Here is a 22335-nt window from a genome sequence, read left to right as displayed (position 1 = left end):
TGCGGGTCCGACCGCGAATTCGCTGAGCCGATGATGCCAGGTGCAGCTGGGGACGCATCCGGGCTGAACCGCGTGAAGCCTTAGATCCGCCGCCCACGCGCCTGCGCACGGCGGGCGAGTGTCAGAAATATGTCCGCGGTCAGCAGGTCGCCATCCGCCGTCCCGCTGGACTTGAACTTCACTTCCGCCTCCGATAGCCGGCCGAGCGCGGTTTCGGCGTCGCGGGCATTCCACAGCTTCAGCTCCCGCGTCAGGGCGGCCTTCTCCTTCCAGAAGATACGTCGGCCCTCGGCCTCGATCACCGCTTCTGCGCTTTGCCCCGCCGCCGTGCCGCGCGCCAGCGACACCAGCTGGGAAAAGCGGCGCTGTACCGCGCGAAGCTGCGCGACGCTCACCTTGCCATCATGCAGCAGCCGCGCATGTTCACGTGCCGCCGCATCCGGGTTGCCGCCCGCCACCGCCATGGTGAGCGCCGAAAAATCGCCCTCTGAAAACGCCGCCCCCAACAGGTCCATGACATCTTCATTCAGCGCCTTTGGATCGTCCGCGGACGCATCCAGATAGAGCGCGAATTTCTCGATCTCCCGCTCGGCAATGGCACGATTGGCGACGATCATCTGCGCCATTGCCTGCTGTACGGCCCGGTCGGGCTGCAAACCCGCCGCCGCGCATAATTCCTGCGCCAGCTGAGCGGCATCACGCGCATTCGGCTGCCAGAATCTGAGCGCCGCGCCCAGATCGCTGCCGCCGATCATTTTCACCAGCGCCGAGGTCGCCTTGATATCGCCGCCGGACAGGATCACCGGATTGCCCGCCTCTGGCGCCTGCAGCAGCGCCTCGACAGCGGCGCGGATGTTCGATCCGGGGGCCTCGGACACCTGGTCGACACGGATCGTCCTGTTGCCGCCGAACATGGAAATCGCCGCGGCCTCCGCCGCCAACCGTGACGGATCGTCCTTCAGTTCGGCGGATGTGAAGTCGGTGCGGGCCATGGGGTCACCACCGATCAGTGCCGCGGTCAGCCGGTCGGCGGCGGACTTCGCGCCCGCCTCGTCCTGTCCATAAAACAGCCAGATGCGCGTCTGCGCGGAGCCATTGGCCATGGCGGCCGCCATGGCCGCGTCGATGGCGGGGCGTTTGTCGGCCTTCACCGGTCCCGCGATGCCGCGAAGCTGGCGATGCGCGCGGTAATCTGGCTGGCAATATCTTCCGACAGACGCTCAAGCGCGTCCTGTTCCGCCGCGACGACGGCATAATCGGAACTGACGACGTCGATGCCGCTGTCCGTCCGCACCGTCTCATCGATCAGCGTATTGCCCGTGACCTGGTCGATCAGCTGATAACGCGCGCGCAGCGTTCGCCGTTCGCGCGTGATGGAATCATCGCCGCGAATGCCAAGGCCGCTAATCTCGTCGTCAAGCGCGACATCCAGCCGGTAGCGCGTGTCCCCCTCGCCCGTCATCCGGTCGAGCAGCGCCTGCCGTACCAGATAGCCGGGACGGTCAGGAATGGATGACACGCTGATGCTGTTCAGCGTCTGCGCCGCCGCGCTATTGCCGCCGCCGCCATAAACGGGTGCCAGCTGGCACCCGCCAAGCGACAATGCCGTGACGGCGATCAAAAGCGCGCGGCGGGTCATCCGACCACCAGATTCACGAGACGGTCGGGAACGACGATGACTTTCCGCAGCGTCTTGCCGGCGAGCGCCGCGGCGACCTTTTCGCGCGCCATGACCGCGGCCTCCACCTCCTCGCGCGGCAGGCCCCTGGGGATGTCGAGCGTGTCCTTCAGCTTGCCGTTCATCTGAACGGCGATGGTCACACTGTCCTCGACCAGCATCGCGGGGTCGGCGACGGGCCAGGCCGTGTCGGCGGCAAGGCCTTCGCCGCCCAGGATCGACCAGGCTTCCTCGGCGATGTGCGGCATGGCGGGCGCGGCCAAGAGGACGAGGGTCCGGATCGCCTCGGCACGCGCGGCGCTGGGTTTCGCCTTCTCGATGGCCCCGGTCAATTCATAGCAGCGCGCGACCATCTTGTTGAAGCGCAGGGCGTCAATGTCTTCAGTGATGCCCTGAATGGCCTTGTGGACATTGCGGGTCAGGGCCTCGTCATCGCCGTCGCCCTCGCCCGCCTTGCCGACCAGTTTCCACAGGCGCTGGACGAAGCGATTGGCACCCTCAATGCCCGCATCGGACCATTCGAGGTCGCGCTCGGGCGGCGAGTCGGACAGCACGAACCAGCGTACAGCGTCCGCGCCATAGCGTTCGATGATGGGTTCGGGGTCGACCGTGTTTTTCTTGGACTTCGACATCTTTTCGATGCGGCCGGCTGTGATCGCGGCGCCGGTGCCCCGTTCGAAAAGGGCGCCGCCGCGCTTCTCAACGGATGTCGGCTCGACCCAGCGACCATCGTCAGACCGGTAGGTCTCGTGCGTGACCATGCCCTGCGTGAACAGCTGTTTGAACGGCTCTTTCACGTCGACCATGCCGATATGGTTTAGCGCGCGCGTCCAGAAGCGGGCGTAGAGCAGGTGCAGGATCGCGTGCTCGACGCCGCCGATATACTGGTCGACGGGCAGCCATTTGGCGATTTCCGCGGGATAGAAGGCCGTGTCGTCCGGCTGGCTGGCGAAGCGCAGGAAATACCAGCTGGAATCCGCGAATGTATCGAGCGTGTCGGTCTCGCGTTCCGCCGCCTCGCCGCATTTGGGACAGTTCGTGTCCTTCCACGTCGGGTGACGCAGCAGCGGGTTGCCGGGCCTGTCGAAATTCACGTCCTTCGGCAGCTCGATCGGCAATTGATCTTCGGGAACCGGCACGACGCCGCAGGCGGGGCAGTGCACGAAGGGAATCGGCGTACCCCAATAACGCTGGCGGCTGATGCCCCAGTCGCGCAGACGATATTGCACCGTCCCCTCGCCCCAGCCCTCGCTTTGGGCCTTTTCGATGACGGCGGCGATGGCGCCCTCGACCTCCATACCGGTCAGCCAGCCGGAATTCACCAGCTTGCCGGGCCCCGTATAGGCCTCGTCCTGAATGCCCTCGCCGGCCTCACCCTCCGGCGCGACGACGCGCGGCACGGGGAGTGCGTATTTCCGCGCAAAATCGAGATCACGCTGGTCGTGCGCCGGGCAACCGAAAACCGCGCCCGTGCCATATTCCATCAGCACGAAATTCGCGATGAAGACAGGTAGCGTCATGCCGTCATCCAGCGGATGCACGACGCGCAGGCCGGTGTCGTAGCCGCGCTTTTCCGCCGTTTCCAGCTCCGCCTCGGTTGTGCCTGTCGCGCGGCAACTGTCGATAAACGCCGCAATACCGGCATCGGTCCCGGCCAGCTCGGACGCCAGCGGGTGATCCGCGGCGATGGCGGCGAAGCTCGCGCCGAACAGCGTGTCCGGGCGGGTCGTGTAAACGCTCAGCCGGTCTTCGCGACCCTCAATCGCAAAGCTGAACCTCAGCCCCTGCGAGCGGCCAATCCAGTTTGCCTGCATGGTGCGCACCTTGTCGGGCCAGTTTTCCAGCCCTTCGAGACCGTCCAGCAGATCGTCGGCAAAGTCGGTGATTTTCAGGAACCACTGTGCCATCTTCTTGCGCTCGACATCCGCGCCGGAGCGCCAGCCCTTGCCATCGATGACCTGCTCATTGGCAAGGACGGTCATATCGACCGGGTCCCAGTTCACATAGGCCTCGCGCCGCTCGATCAGGCCAGCCTGGTGAAATTTCAGGAACAGCGCCTGTTCATGACCATAATAGCTGGCATCGCAGGTCGCGAATTCGCGGCTCCAGTCGATCGCGAAACCCAGCGTTTTCAGTTGCGCGCGCATTGCGGCGATGTTGCCGCGCGTCCAGCCTTCCGGATGCACGCCGCGCTCCATGGCGGCATTTTCCGCCGGCATGCCAAAGGCGTCCCAGCCCATCGGGTGCAGCACCTCGTCGCCCGCCATCCTGCGCTGGCGCGCGATGACGTCGCCCATCGCATAATTGCGGACGTGACCCATGTGGATGCGCCCGGAGGGATAAGGGAACATCTCAAGGACGTAGCGTTTCGGCTTTTCAGACGCACTGTCGGCGACGAACGTGCCGCGCGCATCCCATTCCCCCTGCCAGCGCGCCTCGGCGGCGGCGGCATCGAACTTCGCACTCATGGAATCGGGCACTAGCCGATCTGCGAACGGCGTATGTCACGCGCGCGGGTCAGGATCGTTTCTTCCAGCTTTTGCACCGTACCGGCGCGCACCGGCACATCGACCCAATTGCCATTGCTGTTCTGCTGGCGGACCGCGGCGACGCGCAGGCCATCGGCACGCAGCATCTGATCCAGAATATAGACGGTCACTTTCACGCGCTCTTCGGACACTTGCGGGTTGGTATACCAATCGGTCACGATCACGCCGCCGGTCGAATCGACCTGCGCCATCGGCATGAACGACAATGTTTCCAGGCTTGCGCGCCACAGGAAGGCATTGACGCCAATGGTGGTCGTCTGCGCAGCGGCGATGTCGGCGCGCGGTGTCTCGCCCCCACGGCTGCACGCGGCCAAAGCAAGGCCAATGGCGGTCAGAAGAAGCGGACGGACAAAATTCATGTGAAGACCTACCTCGGCAATTCGGTGTTGGATATCCAGGACGTCTATAGGCAGCTACGCAAAAGACGCCTAGCCCCCCTCGTAAACTGACAGGCCTGTCACCAGACTGCCACAGACAATGGACAAAAGGGGCCATCGCCAGTGTATCCGATAATTTTGATTCGGATATTTCGTGGGTTTCGGGCATTGTGCCTCGTAACGAGACCTGATGAGTCGAAGTGAAACAGGGGAACGCGCCGAGACGGCAATATTGTCATGGGTAGGAAAATCGCCATCGCGCCCCTGAAGGCCGCAGCGCTTCTAAGCGCGATGAGCCTTGCGCTCGCGATGCCCGTCATGGCCCAGGACAGGGCGGGTACGGATCGCCCCGTGACCGGCACCCTTGGCAGTTTCACGCCGTCGGGCAATGGCAATACCAGCCTGACCGAAAGCGAGAGCCGCTTTTCCTTCACGCCCTCTGGCGCGAAGGAAAAGAAGCGCGGTGTCAGCGTCGGTGTCACGGGCCGTGTCGTTCGTGATACGGTGAAGCCCGCACCGTCAGAGGTGACGGCAGCTCGTGCACGCACGGCACGGGCACCTATTGAGGTCGAGGCGAAACTGGACGTCGGCTATCGCGGCTTCAGCCTGTCAGGCGGTGTCGTGAAGGAAAATGACCGGACACTCGGTGTCGAACGCCAGGGTACGGAAGTCGGCTTTGCCTATGCGGGCAAGCGCTGGCGTGCGGGTGTCGAGGCCGGGGCAACCGCACCTGCCGACGCAAGCCGTATCCTGCCGAACGGCCTCGGCGAGGCTGAACATGTCGAACTGGGCGGCGCCTATTCGCTCAGCCCGCGCCTGTCGGTACGCGGCGGCGTGCGCTATGACCGCCTGCATCCGGAGGCCTATGGCCGCGATTTCGTGAACCTTGATGAGGACACCGCCGAAGAATCCGGTACGGTATACCTCGGGACGTCGTTCAGTTTCTAACTGAGGGCCGAAATTGCGCCCCACCCCGCGGCGCCCCACTGTTTTAACGACCGGTACCGATGCGGTGTCACGCCGCCGAGCGCCGCCACACGCACCTTTGCCGTGCGCGCCAGACGGCCAAAGCCGGTTCGACCCATTGCCCTGCCGTCTGGATGACTTTGGGTGGCGAACACCGGTGAGAGAAAGACCAGCCGCGCGCCGGCCCGCTCCGCCCTGATCAGCTCTGTCCGGTTGTGCGCCGCCGCCGTGAAAGGCCGCGCCATGCGCGCGAAACCCGGCATGTGTGTGCCGTCCGCGCCCACCCGCCGCGCCAGTTTTTCATCTCCGGCCACCAGAAAAACATGCCCCTTCTGGCGGGCGATGCGCGCGCAGCGGCGGGCCAGCGGCTCACGCCGGGGATCTGCATAATGCCGGAAAATCACACCGCTGCCCCTCGGCAGGCGGCGTATCGCGGCGCATGGGTCGCCGCCCCGCTTTTCATCGGTGAACAGCCAGCATTCCGGCAGGCACTGATTTCTGGGATTGCGGCGGAACATGATCCTCCTTTAGCGAGAGCGCATGACCACTCAACATGCTCCGCTCGACAAGGTCCGCGACTCGATCGCCCGCACGGCCGGAATCGCAGGCCGCGAGGCGGGCGATGTCACGCTGATCGCCGTCTCCAAAACCATGGCGGCGGACGACATCCGGCCCGTACTGGCGGCGGGGCAGCGGGACTTCGGCGAAAACCGGGTACAGGAGGCCGCGGAAAAATGGCCGGGCCTGCGAAAGGAATTTCCAAAGACGCGCCTGCACATGATCGGGCAGCTTCAGTCCAACAAGGCCGAAGATGCGGCCGGGCTGTTCGATGTCATCCACAGCGTCGACCGCGCATCGCTGGTGAAGGCACTGGGCAAGGCCATGAAGAAGACAGGCAGGCGCCCGGACTGTTTCGTGCAACTGGATATTGGCGACGAGCCGCAAAAGGGCGGCTGCCCTCCTGGCGGACTGCCCGACCTCCTGGAACTGTGCCGGGCGCACGACCTGCCGATTGTCGGCCTGATGTGCATTCCGCCGGCCGATACCGAAGCCGCGCCCTATTTCGCGCTGATGCGGAAACTGGCGGAGCGGCACGGCCTGCCGGGTCTCTCAATGGGGATGTCCTCCGATTATGAAACCGCGATCATGGTCGGCGCGACACATGTCCGGGTCGGTACGGCTATTTTTGGGGCGCGAACCTGATGCCTGCGTCTAACCTCCGGCCAATCATCTTCGATTTCGATGGTGTGCTGATCGAAAGCGAACTGGCCGGAAACCAGCAGCTCGCCGAGGCGCTGACTGAACTTGGGACGCCGACGACGACCGAACAGGCCATCCGGGCCTTCATGGGTCTGTCCGGTGAGAATTTTTTCCGCGCGGTGGAAGGCTGGATCGGCGGCAGCATTCCGGACCGTTTCCATGACCTGCGCCGGGCCGAGGACGCGCGCGTTCTTGGCACAGGCCTTGACCCGGTGCCGGGCGCACTGGCCTTTCTCGACGCGCTGCCATCCGCCCGTCCCCGCGCCATCGCCTCATCAAGTTCGACGGACTGGATCCTGCGCCATCTTGGCCATGTCGCACGGACAGGGCACTTCGGCGGCATGATCTTCAGCGGCAAGGAACATGTCGAGCGCGGCAAGCCCGCGCCCGACCTTTACCTGCATGCGGCGGCGGCACTTGGCGCTGATCCTGCCGATTGCTTCGTCATCGAGGATTCCCCCGTTGGCGTCACCGCCGCCCGCGCCGCGGGAACATTTGTCTGCGGGCTGGCGGCCGGCGGGCATTGCCTGGACGGGCATGACGAAGACCTGCGCGGCGCCGGTGCGGATGTCATCGCCTTCAGTTATGAAGATGTCGCGGCACATCTGGCCACATTCGATGAGAGGGACTGACATGATTACATTATACTGGTCTCCGCAAACCCGCGCTGCCCGTGCGCTTTGGGCACTGGAAGAGGTCGGCGCCGATTATGATGTGAAGCATATCGATATCCGCGCGGAAGGCCGAACCGATCCGGAAGAGTTTCACGCGGCCAGTCCGCTTGGCAAGGTCCCCGCCCTTGTCGACGGCGAAGCAATGGTCGCCGATTCCGCTGCCATCGCCATGTATCTCGGTGATCGCTATGCCGCCGGAACGCTGGCCCCAAAGCTGAATGATCCAGCGCGCGGCGAATATCTCTTTTGGCTGTTCTTCACCCCGTCCGTGATCGAACCTGCCATGGCCGAGAAAATCGCGAAACTGGAACCGAACCCTGTCTCCCATGGCTGGGGCAGTTTCGACAGGATGATCGCTGCCCTGGAAACACGCCTTGGCGAAAATGAGTGGGCAGCCGCGGGGCGTTTCACAATGGCCGACCTGATGCTGTCGGGTTCGATCCAGTTTCTTACCATGTTCGGACTTCTGGACGCACCGCCTGTCCTCAGATCCTACATGGACCGCTGTCTGGCCCGCCCGGCATTTGCGGCCGCCATGGCGCGGGACAAGAAGGAAACGGATGCCGACTGAGTCAATCGCGAGTCTGCAAATGCCAGACCTGTACCGGCCTTGCGCGCGCTTCGTCGTGAATATTTGCCGTGCCGGCCAGGATATACTCTTCTGCCAGTACGAGATTCAGCGCGGCACGCGTATCGCTGTTCTGATCGATGATGTCGAGCGGCGCGGCGGTAACGATAATGGCGGGACGTGACGCGAGAATACGCTGCATTTCCGCCGACACGTCCACGCCGATGGCACCTGCCTCTGCGGCGTTGTTCAGATGCTCCGGGAAGAGGTAGGGCGTGGCTGTGCACCGGGCGGCGCGTCCATTGGCGAGCGGCGGACCGTCAAATATGAACAGGCAGCCCGGCCGTGGCTGCGCGTCGATGAGGCCAAGCAGCCGGGAGAACCCCGCCTGCGAGCGGGCGGTCCTGTCCGCATTCGGGAACCCCGACCAAAGCAATGATGACGCGATCAGCGCGGTCGCCAACACAGGCCCCAGCCGGCGACGCGCGAATGCGGCGGCGGATGCGACACAAAGCGGAACCAGCAGCGGCAGCGCATAATGGTCCCAGAAATTCGGAACGCTGAGAAACCCGGCCGCTGCGCCAATCAGCCAGAATAGCATGAACGTGCGAAGCCGCGTACCGGGACGCATGACGGCGAAACCGAAAGCAGCGACGGCAATTAGCGGTAACAGGCGCGGCGCGAGATGTGCAAGCTTGTCCATCGACACGGCCCAAGTCTGACCAGTCTTCAGAAATACGGATTCCACCGTGGCAAACCAGTAGGCGTCAAACAGTCCGGCGGCGCCAAACGCGGCAAGGATCAGCAGCGTCGGCAGGGCACCGACAAATGCCAGGATCGCCGCCACGGGAACGACGCGGCGACCGCTGCCCCTTTTCTCCCACCATATGAAAACGAGAAACAGGCCAAGCGCCGCACCCTCGAAGAGCGCAGTCGGTTTCACGGTAATCGCCGTGCCGCACAGCAGCATCGCACCCAAGGCATGCCAGCGGCTCTCAGGGTGTTCGGGAGCCAGCGCAATTCGCGCGCAAAGATACGCCCCGCCCGCGATCAGACTGTTGTAAAACACCGGAGCCTGGCCGCCGCCGCCGGCGAAGGGTTCCAGTGCCGCCACATAGACCAGCCCGGCAAGCAGACCCGCCGCCGACGTTCCCACGCGGCGCGCGGTGGCGCAGATAAACGCCGCCGTCACAAATACCGAGGACGACGCCATCATCTGATAGGCCAGAATGCCGTCGCCGAACTGTGCGGCACCCAGGTAGATCAGGAACAGGCCGAACGGCTTGCGGTCCCAGATGTCGACATAGGGCACCGCGCCATCGGAAATCAGGTGGCCGACCAGCAGATAGAAGCCCTCGTCGACATGGTAGTTCGGGTCGCCAAAACCTGGCGAGCGAATGGCGAGGGTAAACAGGAACAGGATGCCCAAAGGCAGGATACGGGCCCGCATGTCTCGGCCCGCTTCCCGTGAACGTGCGGAGGCTGATGCTATTTGCGTCGCCATACGAACCACGAGGTTGCGACATAATTCCAGACAGAGCCAATCACCGCACCGGCAAGACCGGCCTGCCACCAGCTGGCATCCTGCGCATAGAGCGCCGACCCCGCACCGATATTCGCAACCGCCCCCAGGCCGCATGCCGCTGCGAAAACGCCCAGGCCCTTCACCCAGCGCAGCCCCGTCAGGCGGCGATCCCGGTATGTGAAATGGTTGTTCAGCGTGAAATTGAATGTCATCGCCGTGCCCACCGCGACGGCCTGCGCGACTGCAAATGACATGGGTAGTTCCAGCGACAGCGCCAGGGCGATCAGGTGCACCCCCATCCCAAGCGCGCCCACCGCGCCGAACATGACGAATTTCACCGGAACGACCCGCCCGATCAGCTTGTCCAGCAGCAGTTCGAAATATTCGAGCGCAACGGCGCTATCGAGCTTCGAATTGCCCGCCGTTCGGCTACGGAACGTATACGCCACCTCTTTCGCCCGGAGGCCCGCGGGTAAGGTCGCCACAATGTCCAGCAGCAGCTTGTACCCCGTCGAAGACAAGCCTGGGGCGGCGGCGATCGCGACATCCCTGCGGATGGCGAAAAAGCCGCTCATCGGATCCGACAAGGGCGTTTTCATGAAGGGGAGCGCGGCCTTCGTTGCCAGCTGGCTGATCCTGTGCCGCGCCGCCGACCAGTCCCCAACCGATCCGTCAGCGGCGTAGCGTGTGCCGACCGCCAATTCGCAGCCACCTTCAAAGACCGCCCGGAACAGGTCTGGCAGGATTGTTTCATCGTGCTGGCCATCGCCATCAATGACCGCCACGACGGGCGCGATCGTGCTGAGGAACCCCTCCATGACAGCGGACGACAATCCGCGCCTGCCGATACGCCGGGTGACGCGGATACGCTGATCCGCGCTGGCCATTTGCTCAAGCCGTTCGATGGTGCCATCCGTCGATCCGTCATCGACGAAGATCATCTCCCACTCGATCCCCGCAAGCGCAACAGCGAGCGCTCTGGCGAGCGGCACGACACTATCGGCTTCATTCAGCACGGGCACGACCACGGCCAGTTCGAGCGCGCACGGGTCCGCCCGTGCGAAGAGTTCTGGAGCGAGCTGTTCCACACCCACGCCCTAGCGCAGCAGGCGTAAAGAACCCGTCAACCATAGCGGGGGCATGACAATGACCGGGCCGCCGTTAACCATGGCTTCGTTTTCCATGGCTATTGGGCAGGGATGACCGCGCTTAGCCGAGCCTCTCAGACCACCGCGCAATCGACCCCGCGTGCGACCGGCCTTACATTGCTGGGGGGGACGCTGGCGATATTACCGCTCGTGCTCGCCGTGATGTATCGCACCTATTGGTACCATATCCCGAACGAACTGGTCGAAGCGACGCGGCAGGCCAGCCTGCCTTTCATCATTGCAGAGATTTGCGTCATCGCCATCGCCATGCGCGGAGGCTACTCGCCTGTCAGGCTGATCCAGAGGCTTGATCCGGTCCGGATGATCGCACTCCTGGTCTTTCTCGCGACATTCTGGATCAGCTCGGCCACGACGTCCGAAATGCGCGCGCATTCCGTCATGTGGGCGGCATATTGGCCCATTCACCTGCTATTCGCCGGCGCCGCGTTCCACCTGTGCCAGGGCGCGACGAAGCGGCAGATGCACCGGCTGGCCTATCTGACGGTACTCGGCCTGGCGGCTTATGTGCCCATACTTGTCATGCACCTGGCATATGGCGGGCCGGAGACGATCTGGAACTCGGCCATGCCCGGCTATTTGAGCGTTCGGCACCTTGGCATATTCTGCGCGGCCGTTCTGGCGGGGCTGCTCGGCATGCTCTGGCTGCGCGAGGACGAAAAGAGCGCACATGCCTACGTCGTTGTTGGTATCCTGCTATCGGCGACGCTGCTGATGTGGAGCGGAACGAGAAGCGGTATCTATGCGATTGTCGGCGCGTCCGTCATTACCATGATCATGTTGCAGCGTGCGCCATCATGGCGGCGCATGGTTCAGACAATCGCCTTGCTACTCACCGCCCTTGCCCTTTCGTTCGTCGTCTGGATGCCACCATCGGGTAGTTTTGGAATGATCCGCGTGCTGGACACGGGCGGCGGCGACGCCGGGTTTTCAACCGGACGCATGGATATCTGGCTGCGCATGATGGCTGCCTTTATTGAGCGCCCATTTCTGGGCCATGGTGAAGGGGCAAGCCTGTGGCTGATGCAACCATTGGATCTGATGTACATCCAGCCGCACAATGCGCCGCTACAATTTTTAGTGAGTTGGGGTTTGATACCGACGGCGGCAATCACGGTCTTCGCGCTCAGCACCTGGTGGCGCGCGATCCGCGCGGTGCGGCGGACATCATGGCTGCTGCCATGCATATTGGTGATCAACAGCCTGTTGATCATTGCCCTGGTCGACGGCGTCTTTTTCTTCCCGAGATTTATCGTGCTCGCGATGGCAGCTACAGCGTGCTGCCTTGCCGTAAACGCAAGGCTATCACTTGAGGAGCAGTCCCGCGCGCGCCGCCCTATCGCGGTGCGGCGCGGGCGCTAGGCTTCGACCTTCTCCGCCAGGATGGTCAGGCTGTTATCGCCAACCTCGGCAAAGCCGCCTTCGATCTTCATCACGAGCGGCTCTGCGCCCGCCGTCTCGTAAATGGCGATCTCGCCATCCCGGATGGTGGACATGAACGGCGCATGGCCCTCCAGCACGGCGAAGTCACCCTCGGTCCCGGGGACGACGACCTGATGTACCGGGCCGCTACGGACCTGGCGCTCGGGACTGACGAGTTCGAAATTAAAGGGCATCCTACGCCGCTTCCGCTGCCATCTTCTGGGCCTTTTCACGGGCTTCGGCGATGCCGCCGACCATGTAGAAAGCGTTTTCAGGCAGGTCGTCATGCTTGCCCTCGACGACTTCCTTGAAGCTCTTCACCGTGTCTTCCAGGTCGACGAACTTGCCCGGGATGGAGGTGAAGACCTCTGCCACGTGGAATGGCTGCGACAGGAATTTCTGCAGCTTGCGTGCGCGGGCAACGGTCAGCTTGTCCTCTTCCGACAGCTCGTCCATGCCGAGAATGGCGATAATATCCTGTAGCGACTTGTACTTCTGCAGGATTTCCTGAACGGCGCGGGCGGTTTCATAATGTTCCTGACCGACGACGCGCGGCTCAAGAACGCGCGACGTGGAATCGAGCGGATCGACGGCGGGGTAGATGCCCAGCTCGGAAATCGCACGGTTCAGCACGGTCGTCGCGTCGAGGTGGGCGAACGATGTCGCGGGCGCCGGGTCGGTAAGGTCATCGGCAGGCACGTAAATGGCCTGCACCGACGTGATCGAGCCCTTGTTGGTGGAGGTAATCCGCTCCTGAAGGTTGCCCATGTCCGTCGCCAGCGTCGGCTGATAGCCCACGGCCGAAGGAATGCGGCCAAGCAGTGCCGACACTTCCGAACCCGCCTGTGTGAAGCGGAAGATGTTGTCGACGAAGAACAGCACGTCCTGATTCTCGATATCGCGGAAATATTCGGCGATCGTCAGGCCGCTGAGCGCGACACGTGCGCGGGCACCCGGAGGCTCGTTCATCTGGCCATAGACCAGCGCCACTTTCGAACCTTCCGAAATCGCATTGCCGTCGGCGTCCTTGGCGATCACGCCGGCGTCGAGGAATTCGTGGTAAAGGTCGTTGCCTTCACGCGTCCGCTCGCCAACGCCCGCGAAGACCGACGTGCCGCCATGGCCCTTGGCGATGTTGTTGATGAGCTCCTGAATCAGCACGGTCTTGCCGACCCCGGCGCCGCCGAACAGGCCGATCTTACCGCCCTTTGCGTAGGGCGCGAGAAGGTCGATGACCTTGATGCCCGTGACCAGAATGGAACTGTCGGTCGACTGGTCAACGAACAGAGGCGCCTCCGCGTGGATCGGCATGGTCTGCGCCGCGCTGATCGGGCCGCGCTCGTCGATCGGCTCACCGATGACGTTCATGATACGGCCGAGCGTTTCCGGGCCAACCGGCATGCGGATCTGCGAGCCGGTGTCGGTGACTTCCTGACCGCGCACAAGGCCTTCGGTCGCATCCATGGCGATGGTGCGCACCATGCTTTCGCCGAGGTGCTGTGCAACCTCGAGAACCAGGCGCTTGTCGCCGTTCTTTGTTTCCAGCGCCGACAGGATCGCGGGCAGGTCGGTATCGAACTGCACGTCGACGACGGCACCGATGACCTGCGCGATGCGGCCGATATTGTTCGTGGTTGGGGTGGTTGCCATGGTCTTTTCCTCAGCCTCTACAGCGCTTCTGCGCCGGAAATGATTTCGACGAGTTCGGTCGTGATGACCGCCTGTCTCGTGCGGTTATACTGGATGGTCAGGTCGTTGATCAGGTCGCCTGCGTTGCGCGTGGCATTGTCCATTGCGGTCATCGATGCGCCCTGCTCCGATGCGCCATTTTCAAGCAGCGCCTTGAACAGCTGCACGGCGACGTTGCGCGGCAGCAGGTCATCGAGGATCGCTTCTTCCGACGGTTCATATTCGATGGCACCGGTGGCCTTGTCGCCATCGGCGTGGCCGTCGATGGGAACGGGAATCACCTGCTGCTCCGTCGGCACCTGCGTCAGTGCGGATTTGAATTTCGAATAATAGAGCTGCGCGACGTCGAACTCACCGGCGTCGAAACGCGTGATGATATCGTCGGCGATCTTTGCTGCGTAATCGAAATCGGGGTCCTTGATGTCGCTGAAATCCTGAAAATGGACGATCATGTCAGGATATAGGCGGCGGATGACCGCGCGGCCCTTCTTGCCGAGCAGGTAGAACTTCACCGTCTTGCCCGCTGCGATCAGGCTGTCCGCGGTTTCACGCGCCTTCTTGACGATATTCGCGTTGAAGGCACCGGCAAGGCCGCGATCGGACGTGGCGATGATCAGGAGATGCGTCTGGTTCCCGCCCGTCCCCACGAGCAGAGGGGATGCCTGCGCATCGTCACCGAGGCGACCCGCAAGCGACGCCATGACGGACTGCATTTTTTCCGCATATGGACGCGACGCCTCGACGCGTTCCTGCGCACGGCGCAGTTTCGCGGCGGCGACCATCTTTTTCGCCTTCGTGATCTTCTGGGTCGATTTGACCGATCCGATCCGATTTTTCAGGTCTTTGAGGCTGGCCATGAGGCGCTAGTCTCTCTTCCTTCTTTCATCATCCCGGCAAGACCGGGATCCAAAATCAACGACCGCGTCTTGTCCGGTGCGTTTGAAATGGGCCCCGGCTTTCACCGGGGTGACGGTTGGTGTTTATGCGAACGTCCGCGCGAATTCCTTGCAGAGATCGTGCAGCTTTTTCGTCGTGTCGTCTTCCAGCTTGCCGGTATCGCGAATGGTCGTGAGCACACCGGCATGATTTGCACGGACATCGGTCAGCAGCGCACTTTCGAAACGCGTCACGTCACTGGCGGGAATGCCATCCAGATAACCGTTCACGCCCGCGAAAATCGAAACGACCTGCTCTTCCATCGGCATCGGGCTATACTGTGCCTGCTTCAGCAGTTCCGTCAGGCGCTCACCGCGGGCGAGCAGCTTTTGCGTCGAAGCGTCAAGATCGGAACCGAACTGCGCGAACGCCGCCATTTCGCGATACTGGGCAAGATCGAGCTTGATCGAACCTGCGACCTTTTTCATCGCCTTGGTCTGTGCGGCGCCGCCGACGCGGCTGACCGACAGGCCGACATTAATGGCCGGGCGGATGCCCTGATAGAAGAGTTCCGTCTCAAGGAAGATCTGGCCGTCGGTGATCGAAATCACATTGGTCGGAATATAGGCCGACACGTCACCAGCCTGCGTTTCGATGATGGGCAGGGCCGTCATGGAGCCGCTGCCATTGGCGTCGTTCATCTTCGCCGAACGCTCGAGCAGGCGGGAGTGCAGATAGAAAACGTCACCCGGATAGGCTTCGCGGCCCGGCGGGCGGCGCAGCAGCAGGGACATCTGACGATAGGCGACGGCCTGTTTCGACAGATCGTCATAAACGATCAGCGAGTGCATGCCATTGTCGCGGAAATATTCCGCCATCGCACAGCCCGTGTAAGGCGCGAGATACTGCAGCGGCGCAGGCTCGGACGCCGTCGCGGCGACCACGATGGAATATTCCATCGCGCCGTTTTCTTCGAGAGCGCGAACGATCTGCGCGACGGTCGAACGCTTTTGCCCGATGGCCACGTAGACGCAATAGAGCTTCTTCGACTCGTCGTCGCTGGCATTATTGCCCTTCTGGTTGATGAAGGCGTCGATGGCGACGGCGGACTTGCCGGTCTGGCGGTCGCCGATGATCAGTTCGCGCTGGCCGCGGCCGACGGGAACGAGTGCGTCAACAGCCTTCAGGCCGGTCTGCATGGGTTCGTGTACGGATGTACGCGGAATGATGCCCGGCGCCTTCACTTCGACCAGGCTGCGCGTCACGTCGGTCAGCGGGCCCTTGCCGTCGATCGGATTGCCAAGGCCATCGACCACGCGGCCGAGCAGGCCCTTGCCGACGGGCACATCGACGATCTCGCCGGTGCGCTTGACCGTATCGCCTTCCTTGATCCCCGAATCGTTGCCGAAGATCACGACGCCGACATTGTCCGCCTCGAGGTTCAGGGCCATGCCCTTCACGCCGCCGGGGAATTCGACCATCTCACCGGCCTGGACCTGGTCGAGGCCGTAGACGCGGGCGATGCCGTCACCGACGGAGAGCACTTCACCGACTTCCGAGACCTGGGCCTCGGTGCCGAAATCGGCAATCTGCTGCTTGATAACGTCGGAAATTTCAGACGGGCGAATGTCCATGTGTTAAGCGCCTTTCATGGCCCGACCGATATTGTCGAGCTTGGTCTTCAAGGAGGAATCGATGAGGCGGCTGCCGACCTGAACGATCAGGCCGCCGAGAATGTCGGGATCAATTTTCGTGTTGAGGGCGACGTCGCGTTTGAAGCGGGCGCGAAGAACGGTTTTCACCGCGCCTTCCTGATCCTTCGTAAGCGCATGTGCGCTCGTCACGTCAGCCGTAATCTCGCCGCGCGCCTCGGCGGCAAGCTGCTGATAATTGCGGATGATGAGGGGCAGCGCGGCAAGGCGCCGGTTTTTCGACAGGACGCCCAGGAACTTCACCGTCAGCGCGTCCAGTTTCATCTTTTGCGCGACCGCCATCATGCCCTTCGACGCCTGCTCCCGGTCAAGGAGCGGGGAAGAGATCAGGGTGTTCAGATCCTTCGACTCGCCAAGAGCCTCTTTCAAGCGCGCGAGCGATGTTTCCACCTCGTCCGCCTGGTTTTCGGTCCGCGCAAGATCGAACAGGGCGGACGCATAACGCCCGCCAAGCCCATGGACCATGCTGCCCGTTGTATCGCTGCCTGCCGTTTGCACGCCGTTCCGTTTCCGCACCTTGTGGGATCAATTTCGAATGCCGTTACCGCCACGTGAAAAGGCGGCGCGGAGACGACTCCGTACCGGCGCTGCGCCCGCTAACATGCAGACGTTTATGTTGCAAGGCAGCATTAGCCGCGGCGATAGCAAAAACGCGACGCCGGAAAGGATCGAGCCCTGATCAGCCGCCGAGACGCTCTGCAATCTCCGCGAGCCGCGCGTCGCGTCCGCACCCCTCGCGGTAGAAGGCGTAGCGCAGTTTGTTCTTGATGTAATAATCCTGATGATAGCGTTCGGCGGCGTAAAAAACATTCGCCGCCACGATGCGCGTGGCGACCTCTTCGCCAAGTTTTTCCTGAACCGAGTCGCGGCTTGCCTCCGCAGCGCGGCGCTCGCCGCCGTTGCGCGGGAAAATCGCGCTTCGATAACTTGGACCCTTGTCGCAGAACTGGCCGGACGGGTCGAGCGGGTCGACGTTCCGCCAGAAGATATCGAGGAGGTCCCGGTAGCTGACGATGTTCGGGTCATAGCTGACGCGGACGGCTTCATAATGGCCGGTCCCGCCCGCTGTGACCTGCTGATATGTCGGATTTTCGGTCGTGCCGCCCGCATATCCCGACACCGCTTCGTAAACGCCGTCGATCTTTTCGAAATCGGCCTCGCCGCACCAGAAACAGCCCATCGCGAAATAGGCGCGCTCCCGTTTCGATTCCCCGCCGGAGGCGGCAGGGGCGTTCTGCGCTTCCGCGGAGCAGGCGCACATCGCCAAGAGCCCTGCGGTAAGGATGAATATGCGCATCATGCGCCCTTCTTTGGTCTATGAACGAAATTCAGTGCGGCACCGTTGATGCAGTGGCGCTTCCCCGTCGGTGCCGGGCCATCACCAAACATATGGCCAAGATGGCCGCCGCACCTTGCGCAGTGCACTTCGGTGCGGACCGTGAAGAAGCCGCGATCCCTGGAGGTTCCGACCGAATTCTTGCGGATCGGCGCCCAGAAACTCGGCCAGCCCGTGCCCGAATCATATTTGGTGAGCGACGAATAGACAGGATTGCCGCAGCCCGCGCAGGTAAACACGCCGCGGCGCTTTTCCGCGTTCAGCGGCGACGTGCCCGGACGTTCGGTGCGCGCTTGCCGCAGGACATGATATTCCCGGTCGGTCAGGCGTTTCTTCCATTCGGCATCGCTATAGCTGACGGGAAAATCGCCGCGCGCAGCGTTACCGGCGCGCGCGGACGTGGCCGCGAAAAGCGCGGCAACCCCGCCCGCGCCAAGCCTGAGAAACTCGCGTTTCGTTGTCATAGACATATCCATGTTCGCATATTCGTGACCGGCATCCTGCCGGTTACAATCTTAAAGCAACATGACTCGTCATCAGACGAGTAAGACGCGCGCGCGCACAAAATACCTGGGATGTCACGTTTCCGGACGGGAGGACATGTCGCCGCGGAACATGCCGTTCACGCGTCCTCGGGTTCGCTTTCCAGCAGATCGCGAATATCAAAGCCAAGGCGTTCGACATGGGCGCGGATGCGCGGCCAGTCACCCTTCAGGAAGATGCGGCGCTGCTCCGTCACCAGCCGCTCACGCGCACCGGCGGTCACGAACAGGCCGAGACCGCGGCGCGCCTGGACAAGTCCGGCGACCTGCAATTCCTGATAGGCCTTGGATACGGTCAGCGGATTGACCTCCTCCTTCGCGGCCAGAACACGAACGGACGGCAAGGGCTCGCCCACGCCGAATTCGCCATCAATGATGGATGCTGAAATCCGGTCCCGGATCTGCAGATAAATGGGTCTAGCGTCCTGCCACATGAGTGTTCTAACACCATAGCACAGTAAGGCAGTCAACCCCGATGCCGCAGGTCGCCCTGCCCAACTGCGTTGATTCGCGCGTGCGGTGGCGGCAAGGGGAAGTTCAGGTTCAAGACAAGGAAGCAACATGTCCCGTTCCCCCCGTCGTCCGCTTATCGCTGGCCTTTCCGTTCTGATCGCGACGGGCTTTACCGCCAGCGCGGCAGCCGAGATCAATGAAGCGGAGTTCATCTCCTGCGCCGCGAAGGTGGATCAAGAAGAACGCCTTGCCTGCTATGACGGCATGGCGACCCGCTTGAATACCGAGGCACAGCAGATCGTCGCGGATCGCGCCGCGAAGGAAAAGCGCCTTGCCGAGGCCCGCGCCGCCGAAGCCGCGAAACTGGCCGCGGAACAGGCAGCGGCGGAGGCTGCGCGTCAGGCCGCCCTGGCCGCGGCGGAAGCGCAGGCCGTCGAAGCGGCGTTCGGTGCGGAAGACCTGAAGGCGGGGGACGGCCGCGTCGCGCGCGGAATAGACGATATCTCCTCGACCCTCGCGCAGATGATCCCCGGTAACAGCTTTGTCGGAAGCACCTTCGTTCTGGCGAACGGTCAGGCATGGCGGCAGAAGGGGGGGCGCCCGTTCAAGGCAAAACCGGGCGCCGAGATCACGGTCAAACGCGCGGCGCTATCGGGCTATGAACTGCGCGTGAGCGGCCGCAAGCGGGCGGTGCGCGTCGACAGGGTCAATTAGCGAAAAAAACCGGGCACCCGCAGGATCACCACGTGCTGACGACTTCGTCCAGTTCGGGGCGCGGGCGCTCGATGAGCGTCTTGCCGGGCGACCCGATGAAGAAGAAGCCGATGATGGTATCGCCCTCCTCCCCCAGCGCCCGTGTCACGCTTTTGGAATAGGCCGCCCAGCCGGTCAGCCAGCCCGATACATAGCCTGACGCATGGACGGCGTGCTCAAGCGTCATGGCCGCCGCCGCCGCGCTCCATTCCTGCTCCTTGAGGGGAATGGAACGGGACGGATCCGGGCGATGCAGCACGGCAATCAGCAGCGGCGCCTGCTGCGCGAAATCGTCAATGGCCTTTCCCTCCAGCCTGCCGGCATTCGGGCGTTCCTCGGCATAGGCCGCGTGCAGCATGGCCGCGAAGGCATCGCGCCGGTCACGCGGGATGACCACAAATCGCCACGGCGCAATCTTGCCATGATCCGGCACGCGCGTTGCCGCGGTCAGGATCGCCGTCAGTTCCTCTGCGTCAGGCGCGGGTTCCACCATATCGCGCGGGCGGCCCGATCGCCGGCTCATCAACAGGGCAAGAGGTGTCGAGCGATCATTCATCGGCTCTGGCGTCGGCGGCATCGAGACATACTTTCACATGGAGCGGGACAGGGTTGCACGTTCGGCTGCCTGCATTAGCAAGATACACTCCATCCCCCAATCCGGAATTCCAAGCCAGCCGTGTCCAGCAATCTGTTTCCTCGTGCGGCGTTTTACAGCGCTTTCATGTTCGCAATCGCAGCGCCCGGCCGTGCGCATGCGAATGACGAAATCATTGTCACCGGTACCGCGCTGCCCGCAGCGCCCGGCGTGGCGGCGGATGCGACGCTGGTGCTGCCGCCCGCCCTGCTGGCCGATGCGCCGTCGGGACAGACCGAGAATATGCTGGCGGCCATTCCCGGATTTCAGCTGTTCCGCCGGTCCGATGCGCGCAGTGCCAATGCGACCAGCCAGGGGGTCACTTTGCGCGGAATCGGCGGCAATGCCGCGGGGCGCGCGCTCGTCCTGCTGGACGGCGTTCCCGTCACCGACCCCTTTGCGGGCTGGGTACCGTGGCCAGCGATCGCAGCGGGCAGTCTGTCGGCCGTTCGGGTCAGGACAGGCGGCGGGACGGGCGCCTTCAGCGCAGGCGCGCTGTCGGGCGCGATCGAATTGATGAGTGCGGGGCCGGACACGCGCAGCAGCGGCCTTTCGGCGCGCTATGGCAGTCGTGACGGCATCGACGTGGACGGCGCGCTGGTGGGGCGGATCGGCGGTGGCTTTGTCGCAATCGACGCGAGCCATGCGTCGGGAGATGGATTTTTCATCACCGCGCCGGAGGATCGCGGCGCCGTCGATACCGCGTCGCCTTATGATCAGCAGAGCCTGAGCGCGCGCGCCGTCTTTCCCGTTGGCGCGGATAAGGAACTGCAGGTCCGCGGCGCATGGTTTCAGGACAGCCGCCAGCGCGGCCAGCGTCTGGTCACCAGCGGCATTGACGGCGCCGACGCAAGCGTCCGCTTCGTATCGCGCGGGGCCGTTCCGGTGGAGGCGCTGGCCTACGTTCAGGCCCGCTCTTACCGCGCGACCTTCGCGCGGACCGCAGGCGATCGTTCGGCCGAACAGCCGGCGCTCGACCAGTTCAACGTTCCCGCCACGGGGATCGGCGCGAAGTTGGAGGCCAGGCCCTCCTTTGGCGCACACGATCTGCGCGTCGGCGCCGATTGGCGTCACGCGAGCGGAACGACCAATGAGCGATTTGCCTTCGATGGCACGCGGCTGACCGCTTTGCGTGAGGCGGGCGGACGCAGCGATATTTTTGGCATGTTCCTGCAGCACGACTGGCAGGCGAGCGATGCACTGCTGCTGACCGCGAGCGTACGGATGGACCGCTGGTCGCTGACAAATGGCCGGTTTTCCGAACGGAGCACCTCGACGGACTTTGCCGACCGGTCGGGCTGGGAACCAAGTGGGCGCGCCGGTTTCGCGTTCAGCGCCGCGCCCGCCCTGACCATAAGGAGTGCCGCCTATACGAATTGGCGGCTGCCGACCCTGAATGAACTGTACCGCCCCTTCCGCGTCGGCCCCGATGCGACCGCCGCAAACGCAGCGCTTCGTCCAGAACGAACCTATGGTGTCGACGTCGGCTTTGATTACCGCCCGCTGTCCACCGCCCGGCTGAGCGTCACCGGTTTCATTCTGCGCGCCGACGATATCGTCAGCAACATCACGCTCGCGCGCGGACCGGGCGTATTTCCCGGCACCGGCTTCGTCTTCGGCGCGTTTCGCCAGCGGCTGAACCTGGACGCGGTCGAAGCGCGCGGGATTGAGGCCAGCGCGGATCTGGAGATCGGCAGACTGTCGCTATTTGCGAGCTATGCGTTCACGGATGCGGAACAGAGGGGCAGCGGCGCGGCGGCCGCGCAGGATGGCTTTCGTCCGCCGCAGGTCGCCCGCAACCGTGCCTTTGCCAGCGCACGCTACCGGATCGGCGAGAACGGTCATGTCGGCGCATCGATCCGCCACGTCTCCCGCCAGTTCGAGGACGATCTAGAACGCCGTCCGCTGGACAGTTTCGTTCACATCGACGCGGGCGCGGCCATCCCCATCGCACGCGGCTTTGCCGTCACCCTTTCCGGCGAAAACCTGACCGATGCCCGTATCGAGGATGGCATCGATATTCGCGGCGCGACAACGCTTGCCCGCCCGCGCACCATGTGGGCGGGGATCAAGTGGACCGGCTGACCGCGGACTGTTGCGCCGCGGCGCACGAATCGAACGGGCTTTCAATAACAAATTGTCGCGGCTAATGTCC

At 63.3% G+C, this 22335-nt stretch carries 23 protein-coding genes; 7 read left to right on the top strand and 16 right to left on the bottom strand.

What is annotated here, in order from left to right:
• Nucleotides 1-80: 80 nt before the first annotated feature.
• From holA to KCG44_RS13055, 4 genes are read right to left on the bottom strand one after another with little or no spacing between them, the layout of a single operon-like run.
• A complete protein-coding gene (holA, locus tag KCG44_RS13070; protein WP_218446551.1) occupies nucleotides 81-1151 on the bottom strand; it encodes a DNA polymerase III subunit delta in 1071 nt (356 codons plus the stop codon).
• Complete coding sequence (gene lptE / locus KCG44_RS13065) at nucleotides 1148-1639, bottom strand: LPS assembly lipoprotein LptE (RefSeq protein ID WP_218446550.1); 492 nt, start codon at nucleotides 1637-1639, stop codon at nucleotides 1148-1150. The genes holA and lptE overlap by 4 nt, the downstream gene beginning before the upstream one ends.
• Nucleotides 1636-4146 carry a leucine--tRNA ligase gene (gene leuS, locus KCG44_RS13060; protein WP_218446549.1) on the bottom strand — a complete coding sequence of 837 codons (2511 nt, stop codon included), beginning with the start codon at nucleotides 4144-4146 and terminating at the stop codon, nucleotides 1636-1638. Before leuS ends, lptE begins: the two co-directional genes overlap by 4 nt.
• 11 nt (nucleotides 4147-4157) lie before the next feature.
• A complete protein-coding gene (locus KCG44_RS13055; protein WP_218446548.1) occupies nucleotides 4158-4586 on the bottom strand; it encodes a DUF3576 domain-containing protein in 429 nt (142 codons plus the stop codon).
• A gap of 255 nt (nucleotides 4587-4841) precedes the next feature.
• On the opposite strand from KCG44_RS13055, the gene KCG44_RS13050 reads away from it, so the two are divergent.
• Nucleotides 4842-5552 carry a porin gene (locus KCG44_RS13050; protein WP_218446547.1) on the top strand — a complete coding sequence of 237 codons (711 nt, stop codon included), beginning with the start codon at nucleotides 4842-4844 and terminating at the stop codon, nucleotides 5550-5552.
• On the opposite strand, the gene KCG44_RS13045 is transcribed toward KCG44_RS13050, so the two are convergent.
• Complete coding sequence (locus KCG44_RS13045; protein ID WP_218446546.1) at nucleotides 5549-6088, bottom strand: thiamine phosphate synthase; 540 nt, start codon at nucleotides 6086-6088, stop codon at nucleotides 5549-5551. The two genes, KCG44_RS13050 and KCG44_RS13045, sit on opposite strands and share 4 nt — an antisense overlap.
• A gap of 22 nt (nucleotides 6089-6110) precedes the next feature.
• Between KCG44_RS13045 and KCG44_RS13040 the strand changes: the two genes are divergently transcribed.
• From KCG44_RS13040 to KCG44_RS13030, 3 genes are read left to right on the top strand one after another with little or no spacing between them, the layout of a single operon-like run.
• On the top strand, nucleotides 6111-6773 hold the full coding sequence (locus KCG44_RS13040; RefSeq protein WP_218446545.1) for a YggS family pyridoxal phosphate-dependent enzyme: 663 nt from the start codon (nucleotides 6111-6113) through the stop codon (nucleotides 6771-6773).
• On the top strand, nucleotides 6773-7462 hold the full coding sequence (locus KCG44_RS13035; RefSeq protein ID WP_218446544.1) for an HAD family hydrolase: 690 nt from the start codon (nucleotides 6773-6775) through the stop codon (nucleotides 7460-7462). The genes KCG44_RS13040 and KCG44_RS13035 overlap by 1 nt, the downstream gene beginning before the upstream one ends.
• A 1-nt stretch (nucleotide 7463) precedes the next feature.
• Nucleotides 7464-8075: a glutathione S-transferase family protein gene (locus tag KCG44_RS13030; RefSeq protein ID WP_218446543.1), complete on the top strand. Its 612-nt coding sequence runs from the start codon at nucleotides 7464-7466 to the stop codon at nucleotides 8073-8075.
• A gap of 1 nt (nucleotide 8076) precedes the next feature.
• On the opposite strand, the gene KCG44_RS13025 is transcribed toward KCG44_RS13030, so the two are convergent.
• Together KCG44_RS13025 and KCG44_RS13020 are read right to left on the bottom strand one after the other, a co-directional pair.
• Nucleotides 8077-9522 (bottom strand): ArnT family glycosyltransferase, encoded by a 1446-nt coding sequence (locus tag KCG44_RS13025; protein WP_218446542.1) that lies wholly within the window; start codon nucleotides 9520-9522, stop codon nucleotides 8077-8079.
• 38 nt (nucleotides 9523-9560) lie between these two features.
• Nucleotides 9561-10685: a glycosyltransferase family 2 protein gene (locus tag KCG44_RS13020; protein WP_218446541.1), complete on the bottom strand. Its 1125-nt coding sequence runs from the start codon at nucleotides 10683-10685 to the stop codon at nucleotides 9561-9563.
• Between the two features lie 111 nt (nucleotides 10686-10796).
• Here KCG44_RS13020 and KCG44_RS13015 point away from each other — a divergent pair, with 111 nt between their 5' ends.
• On the top strand, nucleotides 10797-12125 hold the full coding sequence (locus KCG44_RS13015) for an O-antigen ligase family protein (protein WP_218446540.1): 1329 nt from the start codon (nucleotides 10797-10799) through the stop codon (nucleotides 12123-12125).
• Here KCG44_RS13015 and KCG44_RS13010 read toward each other — a convergent pair.
• The 8 genes from KCG44_RS13010 to KCG44_RS12975 all read right to left on the bottom strand — a co-directional run bounded on the left by KCG44_RS13010 (nucleotide 12122) and on the right by KCG44_RS12975 (nucleotide 18774).
• Nucleotides 12122-12379 (bottom strand): ATP synthase F1 subunit epsilon, encoded by a 258-nt coding sequence (locus KCG44_RS13010; protein ID WP_218446539.1) that lies wholly within the window; start codon nucleotides 12377-12379, stop codon nucleotides 12122-12124. The genes KCG44_RS13015 and KCG44_RS13010 overlap by 4 nt on opposite strands.
• Before the next feature lies 1 nt (nucleotide 12380).
• Nucleotides 12381-13835, bottom strand: a complete 1455-nt coding sequence (gene atpD, locus KCG44_RS13005) for a F0F1 ATP synthase subunit beta (protein WP_218446538.1) — start codon at nucleotides 13833-13835, stop codon at nucleotides 12381-12383.
• A gap of 17 nt (nucleotides 13836-13852) precedes the next feature.
• Nucleotides 13853-14731, bottom strand: a complete 879-nt coding sequence (locus tag KCG44_RS13000; protein WP_218446537.1) for a F0F1 ATP synthase subunit gamma — start codon at nucleotides 14729-14731, stop codon at nucleotides 13853-13855.
• Nucleotides 14732-14854: 123 nt separating this feature from the next.
• Nucleotides 14855-16384, bottom strand: a complete 1530-nt coding sequence (atpA, locus tag KCG44_RS12995) for a F0F1 ATP synthase subunit alpha (RefSeq protein ID WP_218446536.1) — start codon at nucleotides 16382-16384, stop codon at nucleotides 14855-14857.
• Between the two features lie 3 nt (nucleotides 16385-16387).
• Nucleotides 16388-16927 carry a F0F1 ATP synthase subunit delta gene (locus tag KCG44_RS12990; RefSeq protein ID WP_218446605.1) on the bottom strand — a complete coding sequence of 180 codons (540 nt, stop codon included), beginning with the start codon at nucleotides 16925-16927 and terminating at the stop codon, nucleotides 16388-16390.
• A gap of 214 nt (nucleotides 16928-17141) precedes the next feature.
• On the bottom strand, nucleotides 17142-17762 hold the full coding sequence (msrA, locus tag KCG44_RS12985) for a peptide-methionine (S)-S-oxide reductase MsrA (RefSeq protein WP_218446535.1): 621 nt from the start codon (nucleotides 17760-17762) through the stop codon (nucleotides 17142-17144).
• Nucleotides 17759-18268, bottom strand: coding sequence for a peptide-methionine (R)-S-oxide reductase MsrB (gene msrB, locus KCG44_RS12980; protein WP_439651448.1), 510 nt, complete (start codon nucleotides 18266-18268; stop codon nucleotides 17759-17761). The genes msrA and msrB overlap by 4 nt, the downstream gene beginning before the upstream one ends.
• Before the next feature lie 152 nt (nucleotides 18269-18420).
• Complete coding sequence (locus KCG44_RS12975) at nucleotides 18421-18774, bottom strand: GntR family transcriptional regulator (protein ID WP_218446533.1); 354 nt, start codon at nucleotides 18772-18774, stop codon at nucleotides 18421-18423.
• A 127-nt stretch (nucleotides 18775-18901) separates the two neighbouring features.
• On the opposite strand from KCG44_RS12975, the gene KCG44_RS12970 reads away from it, so the two are divergent.
• Nucleotides 18902-19507 (top strand): hypothetical protein, encoded by a 606-nt coding sequence (locus KCG44_RS12970; protein WP_218446532.1) that lies wholly within the window; start codon nucleotides 18902-18904, stop codon nucleotides 19505-19507.
• A gap of 25 nt (nucleotides 19508-19532) precedes the next feature.
• Here the strand turns inward: KCG44_RS12970 and KCG44_RS12965 are convergent, their stop codons facing one another.
• On the bottom strand, nucleotides 19533-20123 hold the full coding sequence (locus tag KCG44_RS12965) for a nitroreductase family protein (protein WP_218446531.1): 591 nt from the start codon (nucleotides 20121-20123) through the stop codon (nucleotides 19533-19535).
• Between the two features lie 144 nt (nucleotides 20124-20267).
• Here KCG44_RS12965 and KCG44_RS12960 point away from each other — a divergent pair, with 144 nt between their 5' ends.
• On the top strand, nucleotides 20268-22265 hold the full coding sequence (locus tag KCG44_RS12960; RefSeq protein WP_218446530.1) for a TonB-dependent receptor: 1998 nt from the start codon (nucleotides 20268-20270) through the stop codon (nucleotides 22263-22265).
• The last annotated feature ends 70 nt before the right edge of the window (nucleotides 22266-22335 follow it).

It is taken from the genome of Pacificimonas pallii, assembly GCF_019204005.1.
Lineage (GTDB): Bacteria > Pseudomonadota > Alphaproteobacteria > Sphingomonadales > Sphingomonadaceae > Pacificimonas > Pacificimonas pallii.
This window is presented reverse-complemented; position numbering and strand designations above follow the sequence as displayed.